Source organism: Hanstruepera ponticola, from assembly GCF_002940745.1.
Taxonomy (GTDB): Bacteria; Bacteroidota; Bacteroidia; order Flavobacteriales; family Flavobacteriaceae; genus Hanstruepera; species Hanstruepera ponticola.
The window spans coordinates 293412-310441 of record NZ_POTB01000001.1 but is presented as its reverse complement, the minus strand read 5'-3'; the positions used below and the strand labels follow the sequence as shown (position 1 = coordinate 310441).

Annotated in this window: 19 protein-coding genes; 10 read left to right on the top strand and 9 right to left on the bottom strand. The window is 33.0% G+C overall.

Annotated elements, in window-relative coordinates:
• Window position 1: 1 nt before the first annotated feature.
• From C1S72_RS01460 to ettA, 7 genes are all read left to right on the top strand, one after another.
• Window positions 2-532 (top strand): NADPH-dependent FMN reductase, encoded by a 531-nt coding sequence (locus C1S72_RS01460; RefSeq protein WP_104735746.1) that lies wholly within the window; start codon window positions 2-4, stop codon window positions 530-532.
• A 1-nt stretch (window position 533) separates the two neighbouring features.
• Window positions 534-815, top strand: coding sequence for a GNAT family N-acetyltransferase (locus C1S72_RS01455; RefSeq protein ID WP_104733903.1), 282 nt, complete (start codon window positions 534-536; stop codon window positions 813-815).
• 10 nt (window positions 816-825) lie between these two features.
• Entirely contained in the window at window positions 826-1263 is a 438-nt protein-coding gene (locus C1S72_RS01450; protein WP_104733902.1) for a MarR family winged helix-turn-helix transcriptional regulator, read from the top strand.
• A 31-nt stretch (window positions 1264-1294) separates the two neighbouring features.
• Window positions 1295-2167, top strand: a complete 873-nt coding sequence (locus tag C1S72_RS01445) for a pirin family protein (RefSeq protein WP_104733901.1) — start codon at window positions 1295-1297, stop codon at window positions 2165-2167.
• A gap of 10 nt (window positions 2168-2177) precedes the next feature.
• A complete protein-coding gene (locus C1S72_RS01440; protein ID WP_104733900.1) occupies window positions 2178-2894 on the top strand; it encodes a pirin family protein in 717 nt (238 codons plus the stop codon).
• 110 nt (window positions 2895-3004) lie between these two features.
• Window positions 3005-3187, top strand: coding sequence for a CAL67264 family membrane protein (locus C1S72_RS01435; protein ID WP_103052245.1), 183 nt, complete (start codon window positions 3005-3007; stop codon window positions 3185-3187).
• Window positions 3187-4878: an energy-dependent translational throttle protein EttA gene (gene ettA / locus C1S72_RS01430; RefSeq protein WP_104733899.1), complete on the top strand. Its 1692-nt coding sequence runs from the start codon at window positions 3187-3189 to the stop codon at window positions 4876-4878. The genes C1S72_RS01435 and ettA overlap by 1 nt, the downstream gene beginning before the upstream one ends.
• A 28-nt stretch (window positions 4879-4906) precedes the next feature.
• Here the strand turns inward: ettA and C1S72_RS01425 are convergent, their stop codons facing one another.
• The 4 genes from C1S72_RS01425 to C1S72_RS01410 form a co-directional block, all read right to left on the bottom strand.
• Entirely contained in the window at window positions 4907-5095 is a 189-nt protein-coding gene (locus C1S72_RS01425; RefSeq protein ID WP_230401556.1) for a hypothetical protein, read from the bottom strand.
• 144 nt (window positions 5096-5239) lie between these two features.
• Window positions 5240-6163: an MBL fold metallo-hydrolase gene (locus C1S72_RS01420; RefSeq protein ID WP_230401555.1), complete on the bottom strand. Its 924-nt coding sequence runs from the start codon at window positions 6161-6163 to the stop codon at window positions 5240-5242.
• A 3-nt stretch (window positions 6164-6166) separates the two neighbouring features.
• Complete coding sequence (locus tag C1S72_RS01415; RefSeq protein ID WP_104733897.1) at window positions 6167-6646, bottom strand: GNAT family N-acetyltransferase; 480 nt, start codon at window positions 6644-6646, stop codon at window positions 6167-6169.
• Complete coding sequence (locus C1S72_RS01410; RefSeq protein WP_104733896.1) at window positions 6636-7655, bottom strand: formimidoylglutamase; 1020 nt, start codon at window positions 7653-7655, stop codon at window positions 6636-6638. Before C1S72_RS01410 ends, C1S72_RS01415 begins: the two co-directional genes overlap by 11 nt.
• Before the next feature lie 107 nt (window positions 7656-7762).
• Here C1S72_RS01410 and C1S72_RS01405 point away from each other — a divergent pair, with 107 nt between their 5' ends.
• Window positions 7763-8647 (top strand): chromosome partitioning protein ParA, encoded by an 885-nt coding sequence (locus tag C1S72_RS01405; RefSeq protein WP_104733895.1) that lies wholly within the window; start codon window positions 7763-7765, stop codon window positions 8645-8647.
• 117 nt (window positions 8648-8764) lie between these two features.
• Here the strand turns inward: C1S72_RS01405 and hutI are convergent, their stop codons facing one another.
• The 3 genes from hutI to fumC form a co-directional block, all read right to left on the bottom strand.
• Window positions 8765-10000, bottom strand: coding sequence for an imidazolonepropionase (gene hutI / locus C1S72_RS01400; RefSeq protein WP_104733894.1), 1236 nt, complete (start codon window positions 9998-10000; stop codon window positions 8765-8767).
• 93 nt (window positions 10001-10093) lie between these two features.
• A complete protein-coding gene (locus C1S72_RS01395; protein ID WP_104733893.1) occupies window positions 10094-11530 on the bottom strand; it encodes a T9SS type A sorting domain-containing protein in 1437 nt (478 codons plus the stop codon).
• A gap of 79 nt (window positions 11531-11609) precedes the next feature.
• Window positions 11610-13007: a class II fumarate hydratase gene (gene fumC, locus C1S72_RS01390; protein WP_104733892.1), complete on the bottom strand. Its 1398-nt coding sequence runs from the start codon at window positions 13005-13007 to the stop codon at window positions 11610-11612.
• A gap of 157 nt (window positions 13008-13164) precedes the next feature.
• On the opposite strand from fumC, the gene C1S72_RS01385 reads away from it, so the two are divergent.
• Window positions 13165-13767 carry a YrbL family protein gene (locus C1S72_RS01385; protein WP_104733891.1) on the top strand — a complete coding sequence of 201 codons (603 nt, stop codon included), beginning with the start codon at window positions 13165-13167 and terminating at the stop codon, window positions 13765-13767.
• A 96-nt stretch (window positions 13768-13863) separates the two neighbouring features.
• Window positions 13864-14037 (top strand): hypothetical protein, encoded by a 174-nt coding sequence (locus C1S72_RS14375; protein ID WP_162919898.1) that lies wholly within the window; start codon window positions 13864-13866, stop codon window positions 14035-14037.
• A gap of 68 nt (window positions 14038-14105) precedes the next feature.
• On the opposite strand, the gene C1S72_RS01380 is transcribed toward C1S72_RS14375, so the two are convergent.
• Together C1S72_RS01380 and arsC are read right to left on the bottom strand one after the other, a co-directional pair.
• Complete coding sequence (locus C1S72_RS01380) at window positions 14106-16568, bottom strand: TonB-dependent receptor domain-containing protein (protein ID WP_104733890.1); 2463 nt, start codon at window positions 16566-16568, stop codon at window positions 14106-14108.
• Between the two features lie 115 nt (window positions 16569-16683).
• A complete protein-coding gene (arsC, locus tag C1S72_RS01375) occupies window positions 16684-17025 on the bottom strand; it encodes an arsenate reductase (glutaredoxin) (RefSeq protein WP_104733889.1) in 342 nt (113 codons plus the stop codon).
• Window positions 17026-17030: the final 5 nt, after the last annotated feature.

Here is a 17030-nt window from a genome sequence, read left to right as displayed (position 1 = left end):
AATGAAGAATATTATAGCTTTTGCTGGCAGTAACAGTAAAAATTCAATAAATAAACAGTTAGTAACCTATGCAGCTAGTTTAGTAGAAAACACTGAAATAAAAATTTTAGATTTAAACAATTTTGACTTACCAATTTATAGTATTGACTTGGAGAATGAAACGGGTATTCCAGATAATACGCACAAGTTTTTAAACCTGATTAAAAATTCAGATGGAATTATACTATCTCTAGCTGAACACAATGGTGCTTATGCAACCGTATTTAAAAATATGTTTGATTGGATGTCACGAATTGAAGGTAAAACTTTTTTCGGGAAGCCAATGTTGCTTATGGCAGCATCACCAGGAGGAAGAGGAGGCGCATCGGTTTTACAGATTGCTTTAGATAGATTCCCACGACATGATGCTGAAATAGTAGATCATTTTTCATTCCCATCGTTTGGCAGTAATTTCTCTGACGGGAAAATAACTAATGAAGAGCTGGATAATGATTTGAAGTTAAAAGTTGAAAAATTTCAAAACGCTTTATAGTATGAAAATTGAACATAGTATTGATGGGAATAAAGGTGTTTTCTATATCAATTTAGAAGGTAAACATGTTGCGGAAATGACCTATTCAAAGGCAGGTCCTGACAAAATTATCATTGATCATACGGAAGTTGATGAATCATTAAAAGGTCAAGGAGTCGGTTACAAACTGCTTGAAGAGGCGGTCAAATATGCCCGAGAAAAGGACGTTAAAATTTTACCGCTCTGTCCTTTTGCAGCTACAGTGTTTAAAAAGCGTGAGGCTTATAACGATGTATTATTTTAATTGACAAGTTATGGGTGATTTTTCAAAAGATATTAATTCAAAGTTTCCAAATAATAAGGTTAAAGCCACGCTGAATATTATTTATACAGCTAACTGGATAAGTAGTCTTCAGAATCAATTTTTTAAACCTTATGATATTTCACCACAGCAATACAATGTGTTGCGAATTTTAAAAGGTGCAAAGAAGGCCTTAAAAGTTCAAACTATAAAGGAACGAATGATAGAACGTTCGCCAAATGCAACGCGTTTAATGGATAAGCTCTGTGCTAAACATTTAATACATCGTGAGCATTGTCCTGAAGATAGGCGAGTGGTGTATATTTCAATAACAAATAATGGATTAGAGTTAGTTAATGAAATTTCAAAAAATTTAAAAAACGATTTACTAGAAAACTTAACAGAAGATGAGGCCAAACAGTTAAGTGATTTACTCGATAAAATAAGATAATTACTGTTTCAAAAAAGAAAGGACAATTACAATGAAACTAAATACAATAAAACATATAGGTCGAAGTGATTTTGTTAATATGGGACCAATTAGATTACGTCAACCATTACCAACAAATGCAATAGAAATGGTTGATCCATTTATATTATTACATCACTATGGACCTTATGAAATAAGCGAAAAAAACAATCCGTTTGATTTAGGGCCACATCCACATCGTGGGTTTGAGCCTGTTACGTTTTTGTTTCAAGGTGAGCAACTTCATCGGGATTCATTAGGTAACGAAAGCGTTGTTAAAGCTGGTGATGTACAATGGACTACGGCAGGTCGAGGCATCGTGCATTCTGAAGGTCCAACGAAAAGTTTTGTTAAAAAAGGCGGTTATATTGAAGGCATACAGCTATGGCTTAATTTACCAGCAGATAAGAAAATGATACAAGCTAATTATCAACATGTTAAGCATGATGAGTTTAATATGGTTATTTCAAAAGACAAAAAAGTTAAAACCAAAATTATTGCTGGTGAGCTACAAAATATGTATGGCAAAATAGCGACACAAACGCCTGTTAATGCGTTTACAATTGAAGCGAAAGCAGAAGGAGTTGAATCTTTGAAGTTTGATTCAACGCATTCGGGAATGCTATATCTATTAAAGGGAAAAGTTAGTATTAATTATTCTGATATTTTAGAATTAAATCAAAACCAACTTATTCAATTTGATCAAGATGGTGACGGTTTTAATATAGAAGCATTAGAAGATAGTTTACTACTCTTTCTATCAGGCGAGCCCATAAATGAAGCTGTTGCTACTTATGGTCCTTATGTTATGAATACACAAACTGAATTGTTGGAGGCTATGCGTGATTACCAAATGGGCAAAATGGGATTTCTTCCAGCAAGTTAAAATTTAAATTATGAAAACAATAGTATATAAAAATGAAAGTAGAGGATTTGCTAATCATGGTTGGTTAAAATCGCATCATACCTTTAGCTTTGCAGGTTATCAAAATCCGGAGCGCATGAATTTTGGTATGCTTCGCGTATTTAATGATGATGTTGTTCAGCCTAAAATGGGATTTGGCACGCATCCGCATCAAAACATGGAAATTATTTCAATCCCTTTAAAAGGTGCGCTTTCGCACAAAGATAGTATGGGGAATAAACGTGCCATTGAAGTTGGTGAGGTCCAAGTTATGAGTGCTGGAACAGGTTTAACACATTCAGAATTTAATGATAGCAAAACCGATGAGGTCAATTTTATTCAGCTATGGATAATCCCAGAAGAAATGAATGTTGAACCAAATTATGAGCAACGCAAGTTTGATAAGGAAGAGCGCCATAATAAATTACAGACCATTGTGGTTCCTAAAGATAAATTAGAAGATAATGCCTTGCCAATTAGTCAAAAAGCTTATATCTATAGATCACATTTAGATTCAGATAAACAGATTTCCGTTGATTTAAAATCTTCTGATAACGGTTTGTTTGTATTTGTTATTGATGGAGAAATTGGTATTGCTGAAAATAAATTATCGAGTAGAGATGCTATGGGAATTTATGACACATCTCAAGTTTCAATTCAAGCGCATCAAGATTCCGAGTTAATAATAATTGAAGTTCCAATGTCTTAACTCATATTTGATTAATAGCGAAAAAGCATCCTAAACAGGATGCTTTTTTTATATAAATATGCGATATTTGTAATTCGACTAACTATCAAAAAAATAAAACAAATTAGATTATGGCGATGAATAAAAATACTGTGCTAGCATGGGCTACATGGATAATGATTTTTGTAGGATTAGGTTTAATTGGATTAGGAGCATTTCGATATGATGACGTGGCTGGCTGGGGTTTTGCAGCAGTTGGTTTTGGGTTTTTCTGTATCGCTTGGGTGTTTAATGCATTAAAAGGTAGAGTATAATGAGTGACGATAAAAAAATAATATTTTCAATGTCTGGAGTAACCAAGACATTTCAAAGCGCCAACACTCCAGTACTTAAAAACATTTATTTAAGCTTCTTTTATGGAGCCAAAATTGGGATTTTAGGACTAAACGGTTCGGGTAAATCGACTTTACTTAAAATCATAGCAGGTGTAGATAAAAACTACCAAGGAGATGTTGTTTTCTCTCCTGGCTATACGGTTGGTTATTTAGAGCAAGAACCACAATTGGATGATGAAAAAACGGTTATGGAAGTTGTACGAGAAGGCGCCGCAGAAACAGTTGCTATACTTGATGAGTACAATAAAATAAATGATCAGTTTGGACTAGAAGAAGTATATAGCAATCCAGACAAAATGGAAAAGCTTATGAATCGTCAAGCCGAGCTTCAAGATCAAATAGATGCAGCAAATGCTTGGGAATTAGACACCAAACTTGAAATTGCCATGGACGCTTTAAGAACCCCAGAGGGTGATAAGAAAATTGGTGTCTTATCTGGTGGAGAACGAAGACGTGTCGCATTATGTCGTTTATTATTACAAGAACCAGATGTATTGTTATTGGATGAACCAACAAACCACCTAGATGCTGAATCGGTTCATTGGTTGGAACACCATTTGGCACAATATAAAGGGACTGTGATTGCAGTAACGCATGATAGATACTTTTTAGATAATGTTGCAGGATGGATTTTAGAGCTTGATAGAGGAGAAGGTATACCTTGGAAGGGAAATTATTCCTCGTGGTTAGACCAAAAATCTAAACGTCTGGCACAAGAAAGTAAAACAGCCTCTAAACGTCAAAAAACCCTTGAACGTGAGTTAGAGTGGGTTAGGCAAGGTGCTAAAGGTCGTCAAACCAAACAAAAGGCGCGTTTAAAGAATTATGATAAGTTAATGAGTCAAGACCAAAAACAACTTGATGAAAAACTTGAAATATATATTCCAAATGGCCCTCGATTAGGCACCAATGTTATAGAAGCAAAAGGCGTGAGTAAAGCTTATGGTGATAAATTGTTATATGAAGATTTAAATTTTAACTTACCTCAAGCTGGAATCGTTGGTGTAATTGGTCCAAATGGTGCTGGAAAAACCACTATTTTCAGAATGATAATGGGAGAGGAGCAGCCAGATAAAGGCGAATTTATTGTTGGTGATACTGCAAAGATTGCATACGTAGACCAAAAGCATTCCAATATTGATTCAAACAAAACAATTTGGCAAAACTTCAGTGATGAACAAGAGCTCATTATGATGGGTGGAAGACAAGTGAATTCTCGTGCGTATTTGAGCCGATTTAATTTTTCTGGAAGTGAACAAAACAAAAAGGTAAACTTGCTTTCTGGTGGTGAACGAAACCGTTTGCATTTAGCCATGACCTTAAAAGAAGAAGGTAATGTATTACTTTTAGATGAGCCAACTAATGATCTTGATGTCAATACATTAAGAGCTCTAGAAGAAGGGCTCGAGAATTTTGCAGGTTGTGCTGTGGTTATTAGTCACGACAGATGGTTTTTAGATAGAATATGTACACATATATTGGCATTTGAAGGAGATTCACAAGTGTACTTCTTTGAGGGTAGCTTTAGTGATTATGAGGAAAATAAAAAGAAACGACTTGGTGGCGATTTAATGCCAAAACGGATTAAATACAAAAAATTAGTACGATAAAGAAAAAGCCTGCTATTGCAGGCTTTTTTTATTTATTGTTTTTGTTGCTGTTGTCGTATAAATGTCCTTCGGTAAAATCTGTATAAGGCTTGTTCTCGTCATCTTCAAACGAAGTGCTTAATTCATTTAACCGATCATTTTCTTTCTTAAGTTTGTAAGATTTCCTTATACCAAGAATAAGTAGCACCAAAAAGAAAACAACCGTAATTGCTAACATTTTAACTATGCTTGATTGCTCTATCAAAAAATATGATTTATGGTATAGAATATTTAATTTATGGCACATAGTAGGTAATTTGACTGGGTTAATAGCTAATCAAATATAACTAAATTTTTTATTAATCAATTAAAAATGAAAATATTATGAGCCTTCATACCAATTTAACTGCACCACTTTTATTTGATTATTACCCTTATTTACTAGTGTTTTAAAGCGACTTACATTACTGAATCCGTTGGTGCCTTTATAATGGTATGGTAACACTTTTTTGGGTTTAAAATCAAGTACGGCACTTGCTGCACTTTCAACAGTCATAGTGTAGGGTAAATTCATGCAAACTAACGCAATATCAATGTTTTTAAGCTGGCGCATTTCAAAAATATCCTCTGTATCGCCTGAAATATATATTCTTTTATTATTCATACTTATTACATAACCCAAGCCACGCCCTTTAGGATGATATTGTTTGGCTTCTTCACGTAAGTTATACATGGGAATCCCTTCAACTTCCAAAGCCATTTTTGAAGTAGAAAAACTACGACTCAGACCGCTAAAAAGGGTTGTGAAGTTTTTTTGAAGTGATTGAGGCAGTTTCTCTTTAACAGCTTTTGGTCCTATAATAATTGTATTGCCAGTATTAACGGCATTTAAGGTTTCAACGCTTAAATGATCACCATGAATATCGGTAATAAGAATGAAATTTGGTGCTTTGTGTTGATTAAAAGCATCTAAACCACCTACGGGATCAACATATATAGTTGTTCCATTATAATCAATAACTAGAGTACCATGTTTAATAGGTGTTATTTTTATATCAGATTCAATCAAATAATTTTTGAAGGGTTCTTTTGGTTTTGATGCTGCTTTTATATTTTCTTTTTTTGGTTTTTCAGTGACCTCTTCAATTTTCATTATGGTATCAATTATTGGCTTTTCATCTATTTCTTCAACAAGAATAGTATCGGCTACAATTTCTTCAACAGGTTCTATAATTTCATGCTTTTTATCTGACTTACAGTTGAATAGTAATAAGGTAATAGCTATTGTAATAAATATATTTTTCATGATTTATTGAGATTTAACATTAAAATTAAGAAGCATTTTGATATTACTTCTCTTATATGGTGAGTTTTCTTCTAATTGAAGTTCTTTGAATCCAAACTTTTTATAGATATAGATGGCATTTTCTAATTTGGTGTTTGAATAAAGCATCAGGGCTTCAAAATTATTTGTCTTTGCAAAATCTATACAATATGCTAGAATCTGTTGACCTATTTTCTCACCTCTTAACTCTGGCAATACAGCCATTTTAGTAAGTTCAAAGACATTCTGCTTCGCAGTTGGCATAAGTGCTACTGTACCAACGATACTATTATTTTTTTGAGCAAAAAATATATAACCACCTTTGCTAATGATATACTTTTCTGGTTTGCTTAAAACTTCTCTATCAAAATCTTCGACGTAAAAATGTGTTTCCAACCATTCAACATTGAGATTGTAAAAATCTTGCGCATATTTTACATTAAATGGAATTATATCAACTGTCATGAGCACGAATGAAGTCGGTGATAAAGTAAGTAAGTAATTTCCCTATTAGATAAGGATTTTCCGTGATTGGTGAAGCTTCACAAATGTGCAAATAAGTTGCATTTTTATGTTGCGCAAAATAGTTTAAAAACCGTCTAGCTTTGTTCGTTTGAAATCCGCTTGGCGTCATAGCGCTACTAGGTACGTTTTGTATTGCATCACAATCAATTTCTATTCCATAGGGTTTTGAATTAACATGTAATAAGGCTTGTTTTAGTGCTGACTTAAAGGATGTTGATTTTCTTACGGCAATAGACTCATAGGTATTATAGTGTAAATCCTCATTAGAATCTAAAGTCTTGAAAATAGATTGAGAGGTGTAATTTTCATGTAAGCCAAAAACAAAATACTTACTTAAAAAACCTTCAGAATATGCATAACTAAAGCCGTTACCACTATGTCTGCCTTCTTCTTTTCTGAAATCGGTATGAGCATCAAAGTTTACAACGTTTATCGATTTTTTTAAGGCTAATGAAGTACCTTTAATATTGCCATAAGCATTGTTATGTCCGCCACCAATAATGATAGGTGTTTTACCAGCTTTTACTATTTTAAAAACCAAATCTGCTACATGTTTATCGATTTTGGAAACTAATTTTCTAGCTTTAGTGATGTCCTTTTTGCTAGTTTGTGATAGGTCTGAAAGTTTTTCTGAATACGAGCTAAAATCTAAATGACCTAAAACCAGAACTTTGTTAGCCTTTGTGAAGTCATTACTTTGGATATTTAACAAAACTTTAATTGTTGAGTCCCATGCATGTGAAGTTCCTGTTTTTCCATGGTTTGCAAACACGCCAACATCCTCCGGAATACCAAAAATAACATAGGCAACATCCAAATTTAAAAGTTGCTCGTATATATCAGTAATTGGTGACAATAGTTTCACATGTTCACCAAACTTGGATTCACCAGTCCGTTTATTTAAGAGCAATTTTAGCTGCGATTCAGTAAATAAAACTAGTTTATCCATTTAAAAAGTATTTAGTATTTGTGAATATAAAAATACTTTTAATTATTAAAACATTATTAATTAAAAAACAAAAAATAGTATTAATTTAATTCTTAAAACAAGTAAATATGGAAAATAAAAAAAGTAGCATAGGATTGAAAGTCGCTTTAGGTATTGCCTTGGTTCTTTTTATTGGAACAGGTTTTTATACATCTCAGCTGTACAAAGAAAAGAATGAAACAGAAGCGCAACTTACCAAAGAAAAGGAATTGGTAATGAATGATTTAAGTAATATGGCGAAACAATATGATTTAGCCATTGGTGAAAATGAAGTAGCTAATGCGAAATTGGTTGAAGCTAAAGAACGTATTCAAGGTTTAATTGATTCATTAAAAGTGTCAGAAACTAATGTAAAAAGCCTATGGCGCTATAAGTCAAAATATGCAGCACTTCAAAAAGAAATGGATGTATTATTGGCTGAAAATGACAAATTAAAGGTTGAAAACGAATTACTTGCTACTTCTTTGGATAGTACCAAAGTTCGACTAGAAGAGCGTACCATGTTTACAGATTCTTTATTGGTTCAAAACACAGCTTTGGCTGAAGTAGTTGAAAATGCTGCTGTATTATCAACTGTTGGATTAAAAGGGTTTGGCGTTATTGAAAGAACTTCAGGAAAATTAATTCCAACGGAGCGTGCTGGTAGAACTGATAAAATTCGTGTGTGCTTTACAGTTGCAAAGAACAGTTTAGTACAAGCTGGAGATCATGAATTATATGTTCAAGTTATTGATCCAAAAAACAACACATTGGGAGTTAATGAGCAAGTAGAGTTTGGTGATAAAGTGCTTAATTACAGCTTGGTTAGTAAGTTTAATTATGAAAATGCTAACTTAAACATCTGTGAATTTGTATTGGCCAAAGGTGACAGTGATTTTGAGAAGGGACGTTACATTGTTAATGTTTACAATGAAAAAGATTTAGTATCTACATCTGAATTCACGTTAAGATAAGTACATTATTTTAGTATATCCATAGAACTATCATAATGAAAAACCCGAAAGTATAACTTTCGGGTTTTTATTGTTTAAAACTTTTAATAATAGTAAGCTGTTTAAATAATTATTTCACTATTGAACCTGTCCATTGATTATTACAGAATCAATATGGTTATCACCAAACGCATAAGGTAAATAGTTATAGCTAGGTACAGGCTTCGTTATAATTACATTAGCTTTTTTTCCTTTAGTAATGCTTCCATACATGTTGCTGATACCCATTGCATAGGCGCCATTTATTGTGGCGGCATTTATTGCTTCTTCTGGAGTCATTTTCATTTTTATACATGCCGTACTAATTACAAAATTCATATTACCACTCGGTGTTGAACCTGGATTGTAATCAGTCGCTAATGCGAGAGGTAAACCAGCATCAATTAATCTTCTAGCTGGTGTGTATGGAATACTTAAAAAATAAGAACAGGAGGGAAGCGCTACCGGTATGGTTCTACTGTTTTTAAGTGCCTCAATATCTTCATTATTAAGTTCCTCAAGATGATCTACAGACAACGCACCGAATTTTACTCCCAAGGCCACACCACCAAAAGCATTAAATTGATTGACATGAATTTTTGGAACAAGCCCGAATTGAGAGGCACATTCCAAAATACGTTCAGTGTCTTTTAAATCAAAATAACCTTTTTCACAAAATACATCGATGTAATTAGCTAATTGTAATTTAGAAACTTCAGGTATCAATTCATTGATTACTAAATCAACAAAAGCTTCTTTATTATTCTTAAAATCTTTAGGTACTGCATGCGCTGCCAATAAAGTGCCTTTGACTTTAATTGGAAAATTTTTCTTTAGGCGTTTAATTATACGTAGCATTTTTAGTTCAGCTGCTACGGTTAATCCATAACCAGATTTAATTTCAATAGCTCCAGTACCCAGATTTATAACGCTTTGTAATCGTTCTGCAGATTGTTCATACAAATCATCTTCACTCGTATTCTGTAGTTTTTCAGCTGAATTCAAAATACCACCACCGCGATTGGCAATATCTTCATAACTTAAGCCGTTTATTCTGTCAACAAATTCTTGTTCTCGGTTACCTGCATAAACAATATGGGTATGAGAATCACACCAAGTAGGTAATACCAATTTGTTGTTTGCATCAATGATATTATCAGCTTTTAAACCAACAGAATCTGACATTTTACCATAATCAACAATGGTATCATGGTCAATTAACAAAAAGGCATTTTTGATAGTTGGTAAAACTTTCATGTCTTGTCCGCTAACTAGAGTATGATTGGTTTCTCTTACTTGTATTAATTCTTTAATGTTGGTAATAAGTGTTGTCAAAACTGTAATTTTTTCAAAGTTGCTTATTTTTTTGGGAATAAAAAAACGCCTACAAAAGAACTTGAAGACGTTTCATTAAGTTTTAAATAAGAATTACTGTTTGATAAACTTTATAGATTCATTACTATTGTCAATTCTTATGGTATAAATACCATTAGCTAATTCAGAAACATTCAATTGCGCATTAGTTCCATTGATTGATTCTGAAATTATTTCTTTTCCAAGTACATCATAAATTTTTAAACTTATATTTTCTGAATTTGGAGTTTTGAAGTTTAGTACATCATTAGCTGGATTTGGGAATACACTAATTTTTGATAAAGCATTATCTTCTATTCCTAAAGTGATCAATTCATTTTCATACCACCCTAACGTATCATTTTGGTTTCCTAGGAAGGCAATATCTAAATCACCATCGCCATCATAATCATCGACAGTTATCGCAAAATTTTGGTAGTTGTGATCTTCAATTAATGTTGGTGTAGCACTTGGACTTGCATTATTAGCACCTTTAAACCATATAATGGCATCATCTGCAACTCCTGAATCCGTTAAAATAACATCATTAAAAGTATCTCCATCAATGTCAGCAATGGCAATAGCACCCGGTCTGTCAATTATACTAGAATTAGAAATAGTATTAGCAGTAGAGGCGCCATTCTTTATTTTATTAAACCATTCTACATCACCAGTACTATTATCTACTTTTACAACATCCATGGTACCATCATTATTGACGTCAGCAAATTTTGTGGCTAAAAAATATACATTACCAGAATCAACAGTTACGGCATCTTTAATCCAGGAAACTGTACTAGTACCACTTTCTATATATTGATTATAGTATATTTCAATAGTACCAGTATTATAAAACCCAATAACAACATCCATATCGGTATCTCCATCAAAATCATCCAATTCAATTGTAAAAGGGCCATCGGTATTTCCATTTTCAATAATTTGTTCCGTTCCAAAACCACCAGTTCCATCACCAGCAAACCATACAGCTTTGTTATCATCATAAGCAACTGTTGCTAAATCTATATGACCATCATTATTAATGTCAGCTGCAAAAACTTGACCTGCACCAGTTATGGAGCTACTTACAACAACTTCAGAACCAAAACCCCCCGAACCATCACTTAAGTAATAAACCAATTTGCTTTGATCTGCCGAAGTGGCAACAATATCTAGACCAAATTGTTTGTCAATGTTTGCTACTGTCAGTCCATCAACATAACGAATTGTTGAAGAAACCACAGATGATGTGGGAATAGAAAAATTTCCAGAACCATCATTTTCGTACCATTTAATGTAATCTTGAGTTGGTGTACCAAAACCAGTAAACCAATAGGTAGCCATAACTAGGTCAATATCACCATCATTGTCTAAATCACCTGACGCTAATTCGTAAGGTTCTTCCCCTGTATTGGGATCAATATTTTGAATTGGTGTTACAAATGTTGTTTGCGAGATGCCTATATGGCTAAACGAAATAATTGTAAATAAAGCGAGTAATGTTTTTTTCATAATCTTAAAGTTTGATTATCAAATATATACTTTTTAAATGAAAAAACGTATTATATCGATATTTTTGTGCGTTTCGTCGTTATTTTAGACTGCCAACCATATTTTCTGGTCTTACCCATTCATCATATTCTTCGGCCGTAACATAACCTAGATTAATAGCTTCTTCTTTTAAAGTAGTGCCATTTTTATGTGCTGTGTTGGCAATTTCTGCAGCTTTGTAATAACCAATTTTCGTGTTTAATGCTGTTACTAACATTAATGAATTATTTAAAAGTTGTTTAATTACGTCGTGATTTGGTTCAATACCAGATGCGCAATGCTCGTCAAAACTTACACAGGCATCGCCCAATAGTTGAGCAGACTGCAATAGGTTTGCTGCCATCATAGGTTTAAAAACATTTAACTCGTAGTGACCTTGAGTTCCTCCAACAGTTACGGCTACATCATTACCCATTACTTGTGCACAAACCATGGTTAATGCTTCACATTGAGTTGGATTTACTTTACCAGGCATTATAGAACTTCCAGGTTCATTTGCCGGAATAATGATTTCACCAATACCAGAGCGTGGTCCAGAAGCCATCATACGAATATCATTGGCTATTTTGTTTAATGAAACGGCTAATTGTTTAAGAGCACCATGAGTTTCAACAAGAGCGTCATGAGCCGCTAGAGCTTCAAATTTATTTTTAGCAGTTATAAATGGTAAACCTGTAAATTCAGCAATAAATTCAGCTACTAATTCAGCATAACCTTCTGGTGTATTTAATCCTGTTCCAACAGCAGTTCCGCCTAATGCTAATTCCGATAGGTGTGGTAAGGTATTTTCAAGTGCTTTCAAACCATGATCTAATTGGGATACATAACCTGAAAATTCTTGACCCAACGTTAATGGCGTCGCATCCATTAAATGCGTTCTTCCAATTTTTACAACCTCTTTAAATTCAATTGATTTATTATGTAACGTATTGCGCAATTGAATAATTCCTGGAATAGTAGTCTCAACTATCTTTTTATAAGCTGCAATGTGCATACCAGTAGGAAACGTATCATTAGATGATTGTGATTTATTAACATCATCATTTGGTTGTATGGTTTTTTCACCTTCACCAATAACTTTTCCTGCTAATTGATGAGCTCTATTTGCAATAACTTCATTAACATTCATATTGCTTTGCGTACCAGAACCAGTTTGCCAAATTACTAGAGGAAACTGGTCATCGTGCTTTCCTTCTAAAATTTCCTCGCATACTTGAGCAATTAAATCACGTTTATCTTCTGAAAGAACACCAAGGTCACAATTAGTATAGGCTGCAGCTTTTTTTAGATATGCAAAACCATATACTATCTCTAATGGCATTGATGCTGGTGCACCAATTTTAAAATTATTTCTTGAACGCTCAGTTTGTGCTCCCCAAAGCTTATTTGATGGGACTTTAACTTCGCCCATAGTATCTTTTTCTATTCTAAAAGTCATAATCAATTGTATAATTTTAATGAAATACAAAGTTATGATTTTGAGAGTAATTGTTTAATTATTCTAACTTTAAATTTTTTACTTATATTTAAAAAAACTCATTGCACTAAATCATTAATACCAATCTACGTTTAATGAAGTATAATTACAGGTTTAAATGATAGAAATTAAAGACACACATTTCATACAGGATGGGACTTATCAAGCTTGTTATCGTCACCCAGAAAACAAAAAATTATGTATTAAAATCAGTAAACTAGAATTAAGTAAATCTCGATTGTTAAACGAATTAAAACATTTTAAAAAAATAAGTAAAAGGAACTATAACAAGTTCGACTATATGTTTTTCACAAAATATCATGGTCAAGTAGATACAAATCTTGGGATTGGATATGTGTTTGATTTAATTACTGACGAAACAACGAGTCAAATTTCACGTACCATGAAATATTATATTTTAAATCCAAATCCAAAAATAACCGATGATATTTTGCGTAAGGCATTTGATGATTTAATAAATTTGATGGTAAAACATAGAATTATAGCTAATGACTTGCGCTCAAAAAATATATGTTGTAAGATATTTAAGGATGAAAGTATGAAAATGATTATTGTAGATGGCATAGGGCATCGAGATTTCATACCTATTGTAGAATGGTCTAGTTATTTTGCTAAAAAGAAAATAGAAAGACGATTGATAAAACATAAGTTATATGATATACAAGCACAAAGAACCTATCTACAAAATTTAGTAGAATAAATTTTTAATATCTTGTTAATAAAAAAGAATTCACTGTTGTAAAACAAAACTGTTTATTATATCTTTGCCATAATTAATAGTAAATGCAACCAACTTATGTTTGATTTTGACCAATATTTAGGATTTTTAGCGTTTTTAACCATTTTAACCATTGGATTTTGGTTAATGATATTTTTAATCACATTTGTAATCCCTTATTGGATTGGTGGAGCATTAATTGAGCGTATGAAAGAAATGCGCGAAGAAAGAAAAGCAAAACATACTAACTAATTTTGTTAGTTTTAAATATAAAAAAAGGAAGCTTTATGGCTTCCTTTTTTTATGTCCTTAATTTTTAATTATCCTTCAAAATCAAAATCGCCTCCACCATTTTCGCCACGATTTCTATCCTGTCTTTGTTTTTGCTGATTAAATCTGTAAGTTAATGATAGCATTAAGCTACGTTCACGCCATTGAAATTCTGAATCACTCCTGAAGGTTGGTGTATTAGTTTCTGAAATTCGCTTTCTACTGTTTAATAGGTCACTTATGTTAAGAGCTATTGACGCGTTATCATTTAAGAAATCTTTGCTAAAAGCCATGTTGGATGAGAAAACACCCTCTCTTTTATTTTGAGCATCGGCAGATGGGCCTCTGTAATTCAAACTTGTTTGCCATTCTATACTCCAAGGAAGCGTTAATTTATTGTTTATTCTTGCAAACCAACTGGTATTGTCATTATCTAATGATAAACCATTTGGTGTTGTACCTGTTGTAGATTGTTGGAATATGTTAAAATTAGCGTTTACGTTCCATTTACGAGATTGGTTGTATGTTAATGTAAATTCAAATCCAAAACGGTCTTCCTCTGCAAGATTAATTGGCGAACGTTCAATAATTGGAAGCTCCTGACCTCCTACAATAACAGTTTGACCGGTATCATAACTTACAAAACTAAAGGCATCAGTTGCTCGTTGGTAATAAGCAGAAGTATTTAAAGACACCTTGCCAAATTTCTTGTAATACCCAACGTCGAACAAACCTGAATAGCTAGGCGCTAATTCTGGGTTTCCTCTAAAAATGCTGGTTACACTTGAGCGTGATGGAAATGGGTTAATAAACCAAGAACGTGGTCTCCGAATTCTCCTACTGTAACCCAAAGTAATATTTTCATTTTCACTAATTTCATAGCTTAAATTTACAGTTGGGAATAACCCTAAATAGTTATTTTGATTGAAATCTCCGCTTGTAGGTTGATCTATAGTAATTCTTGTTTCCTCAAGACGCAATCCTAACAAGTAAGAAAATTTATCTCCTATTTTACTTCCAAATTGTGTGTATGCCGCATTAATGTATTCTCTATAATTTAAAAAATTTGATAGGCCAGTACTCAATTCAAATTCATTACTGTTCTGATCTAAAAACCAAACTTTATAATCTGTATCTTGATCATTAAAGTTACCACGATATCCAGCTTCAAACTGACTTTTTTCTCCTATGGGTAATACATAATCTGCTTGTAATAATATGCGTTGTTGGTCATCTAGAGTAGAAACTCTTTCTGTGTTAACACCTTCAAGCAGAACTTCAGAAAACTCATCTTCAGAATTATCCTCATACTGAAAATCCATGGTGAGCGTATGACCACCATCATCAAAATTCTTCTGGAAATTTAATGAGTATTGAATAACCTTATCTTCTTCCAATTCTGGATCAAATCGGTTACTTTCAGATTCGAAGTTACCGTTTGAATCATATTGGGTTAAGACATTAGTTGTATTGCTTTCATTATTGCCATCACGATATGAAATAGCACCAGTTAACGAAGCTGAATCTGTAACATACCACTCTACACCAAAGTTTGTACTTAACCCTTTTCTAACGCGATCATAATCATTAGTTTCGTTAGCGTAAGTATCTGGGTCATCAGCTATTTCATTACCATTTTCATCAAAATCGTTGTTAAAATATTGCGTGTAAGACGATGAATTTCCCGGTACTTCGCGATAATTATAACTAGTGGTATTGAAAATATTTACATCACCTGTCCTATAATTAACATTTCCTGAAATACCTGCTGCTTTAGGATAACCTGCACTTGCAGTTACAGCACCATTAAAACCTTGTAATTTACTTCTTCTTAAAATAATATTTAAAATACCTGCTGTGCCTTCGGCATCGTATCTAGCAGAAGGTGAGGTAATCACTTCAACACGTTCTATGGATTCAGCTGGTAATTGGCGTAAAGCATCTGTAGAATTTAAACCTACTAATCCAGAGGGTTTTCCATTTATTAAAATACGAACGTTATCATTACCTCTTAACGACACATTCCCTTCAACATCTACAGCCACTGACGGGACATTATCCAATACGTCACTAACGGTTCCACCTCTTACAGTTAAATCTTTACCAACATTGTATATTTTTTTATCTAGTTTTATTTCAACGGTTGTTGTTTCGGCAATAATTTCTACTTCCTCTAGAGCTTCAGCACCTTCAGCTAAACCAATTTTACCTAAATTTCTATCAGCTGATAATTCTTGATTTGGAATGGTCAATTTTTCAAAACCAATAAATTCAACCGTAATATCATAAGTTCCAGAAGGGATTGGAATACTAAAGGCACCATCCATATCAGTTATACCACCAGTTTCAATACGATTTTCAGCCTTATTTACAAAAGCTACTGTTGCATATTCTAATGGCTGATTGGTTGTTTTGTCAAAAACGTTACCCGTAATTGTTATTTCTTTTGAATTTTGAGAAAATGATAAAAATGTTGTTCCAACTAATAGTAGGGCTAATAAAAATTTGTGCATCTTAAATGTTATTTTTCATTTTAAGACAGCAAAAATAATCTATGGTTTAAGGGGCTTTGGTTAAAACTATGTTAAATAAAAAAGCTTCAATCATAAGAGGTTGAAGCTTGGCAATTTAGATAATTTCTATAATCATTTCAGGAGGTCTGCCAATAATGGCTTTGTTACCATTAATGACTATTGGTCGTTCAATGAGCTTTGGGTTTTCAACCATGGCCTCAATAATTTGTGTGTCTGATAACTCTTTACCTTTGAAATTGTCTTTCCAGATAGTTTCGTTCTTTCTAACGAGTTCAATAGGTTGAATATCTAGTTTATCAATTAATTCTTCTAATTCATTTACAGTTGGAACATCTTCAAGGTATTTTCGTATTTCAAATGGTTTACCAGAATTTTCTAATATTTCTAATCCTTCGCGTGATTTCCTACAGCGGCTGTTGTGATAAATTGTAATCATGTTTT

What these genes read in the sequence shown, in the direction of transcription:
- C1S72_RS01435 (WP_103052245.1), top strand. Translation starts at nt 3,005, where the DNA reads ATGGCGATGAATAAAAATACTGTGCTAGCATGGGCTACATGGATAATG.
- C1S72_RS01380 (WP_104733890.1), bottom strand. Translation starts at nt 16,568, where the DNA reads ATGCACAAATTTTTATTAGCCCTACTATTAGTTGGAACAACATTTTTA.
- C1S72_RS01445 (WP_104733901.1), top strand. Translation starts at nt 1,295, where the DNA reads ATGAAACTAAATACAATAAAACATATAGGTCGAAGTGATTTTGTTAAT.
- arsC (WP_104733889.1), bottom strand. Translation starts at nt 17,025, where the DNA reads ATGATTACAATTTATCACAACAGCCGCTGTAGGAAATCACGCGAAGGA.
- C1S72_RS01385 (WP_104733891.1), top strand. Translation starts at nt 13,165, where the DNA reads ATGATAGAAATTAAAGACACACATTTCATACAGGATGGGACTTATCAA.
- C1S72_RS01415 (WP_104733897.1), bottom strand. Translation starts at nt 6,646, where the DNA reads ATGACAGTTGATATAATTCCATTTAATGTAAAATATGCGCAAGATTTT.
- C1S72_RS01410 (WP_104733896.1), bottom strand. Translation starts at nt 7,655, where the DNA reads ATGGATAAACTAGTTTTATTTACTGAATCGCAGCTAAAATTGCTCTTA.
- C1S72_RS01460 (WP_104735746.1), top strand. Translation starts at nt 2, where the DNA reads ATGAAGAATATTATAGCTTTTGCTGGCAGTAACAGTAAAAATTCAATA.
- C1S72_RS01405 (WP_104733895.1), top strand. Translation starts at nt 7,763, where the DNA reads ATGGAAAATAAAAAAAGTAGCATAGGATTGAAAGTCGCTTTAGGTATT.
- C1S72_RS01440 (WP_104733900.1), top strand. Translation starts at nt 2,178, where the DNA reads ATGAAAACAATAGTATATAAAAATGAAAGTAGAGGATTTGCTAATCAT.
- ettA (WP_104733899.1), top strand. Translation starts at nt 3,187, where the DNA reads ATGAGTGACGATAAAAAAATAATATTTTCAATGTCTGGAGTAACCAAG.
- C1S72_RS01425 (WP_230401556.1), bottom strand. Translation starts at nt 5,095, where the DNA reads ATGTTAGCAATTACGGTTGTTTTCTTTTTGGTGCTACTTATTCTTGGT.
- C1S72_RS01450 (WP_104733902.1), top strand. Translation starts at nt 826, where the DNA reads ATGGGTGATTTTTCAAAAGATATTAATTCAAAGTTTCCAAATAATAAG.
- C1S72_RS01455 (WP_104733903.1), top strand. Translation starts at nt 534, where the DNA reads ATGAAAATTGAACATAGTATTGATGGGAATAAAGGTGTTTTCTATATC.
- C1S72_RS01420 (WP_230401555.1), bottom strand. Translation starts at nt 6,163, where the DNA reads ATGAAAAATATATTTATTACAATAGCTATTACCTTATTACTATTCAAC.
- C1S72_RS14375 (WP_162919898.1), top strand. Translation starts at nt 13,864, where the DNA reads ATGTTTGATTTTGACCAATATTTAGGATTTTTAGCGTTTTTAACCATT.
- fumC (WP_104733892.1), bottom strand. Translation starts at nt 13,007, where the DNA reads ATGACTTTTAGAATAGAAAAAGATACTATGGGCGAAGTTAAAGTCCCA.
- C1S72_RS01395 (WP_104733893.1), bottom strand. Translation starts at nt 11,530, where the DNA reads ATGAAAAAAACATTACTCGCTTTATTTACAATTATTTCGTTTAGCCAT.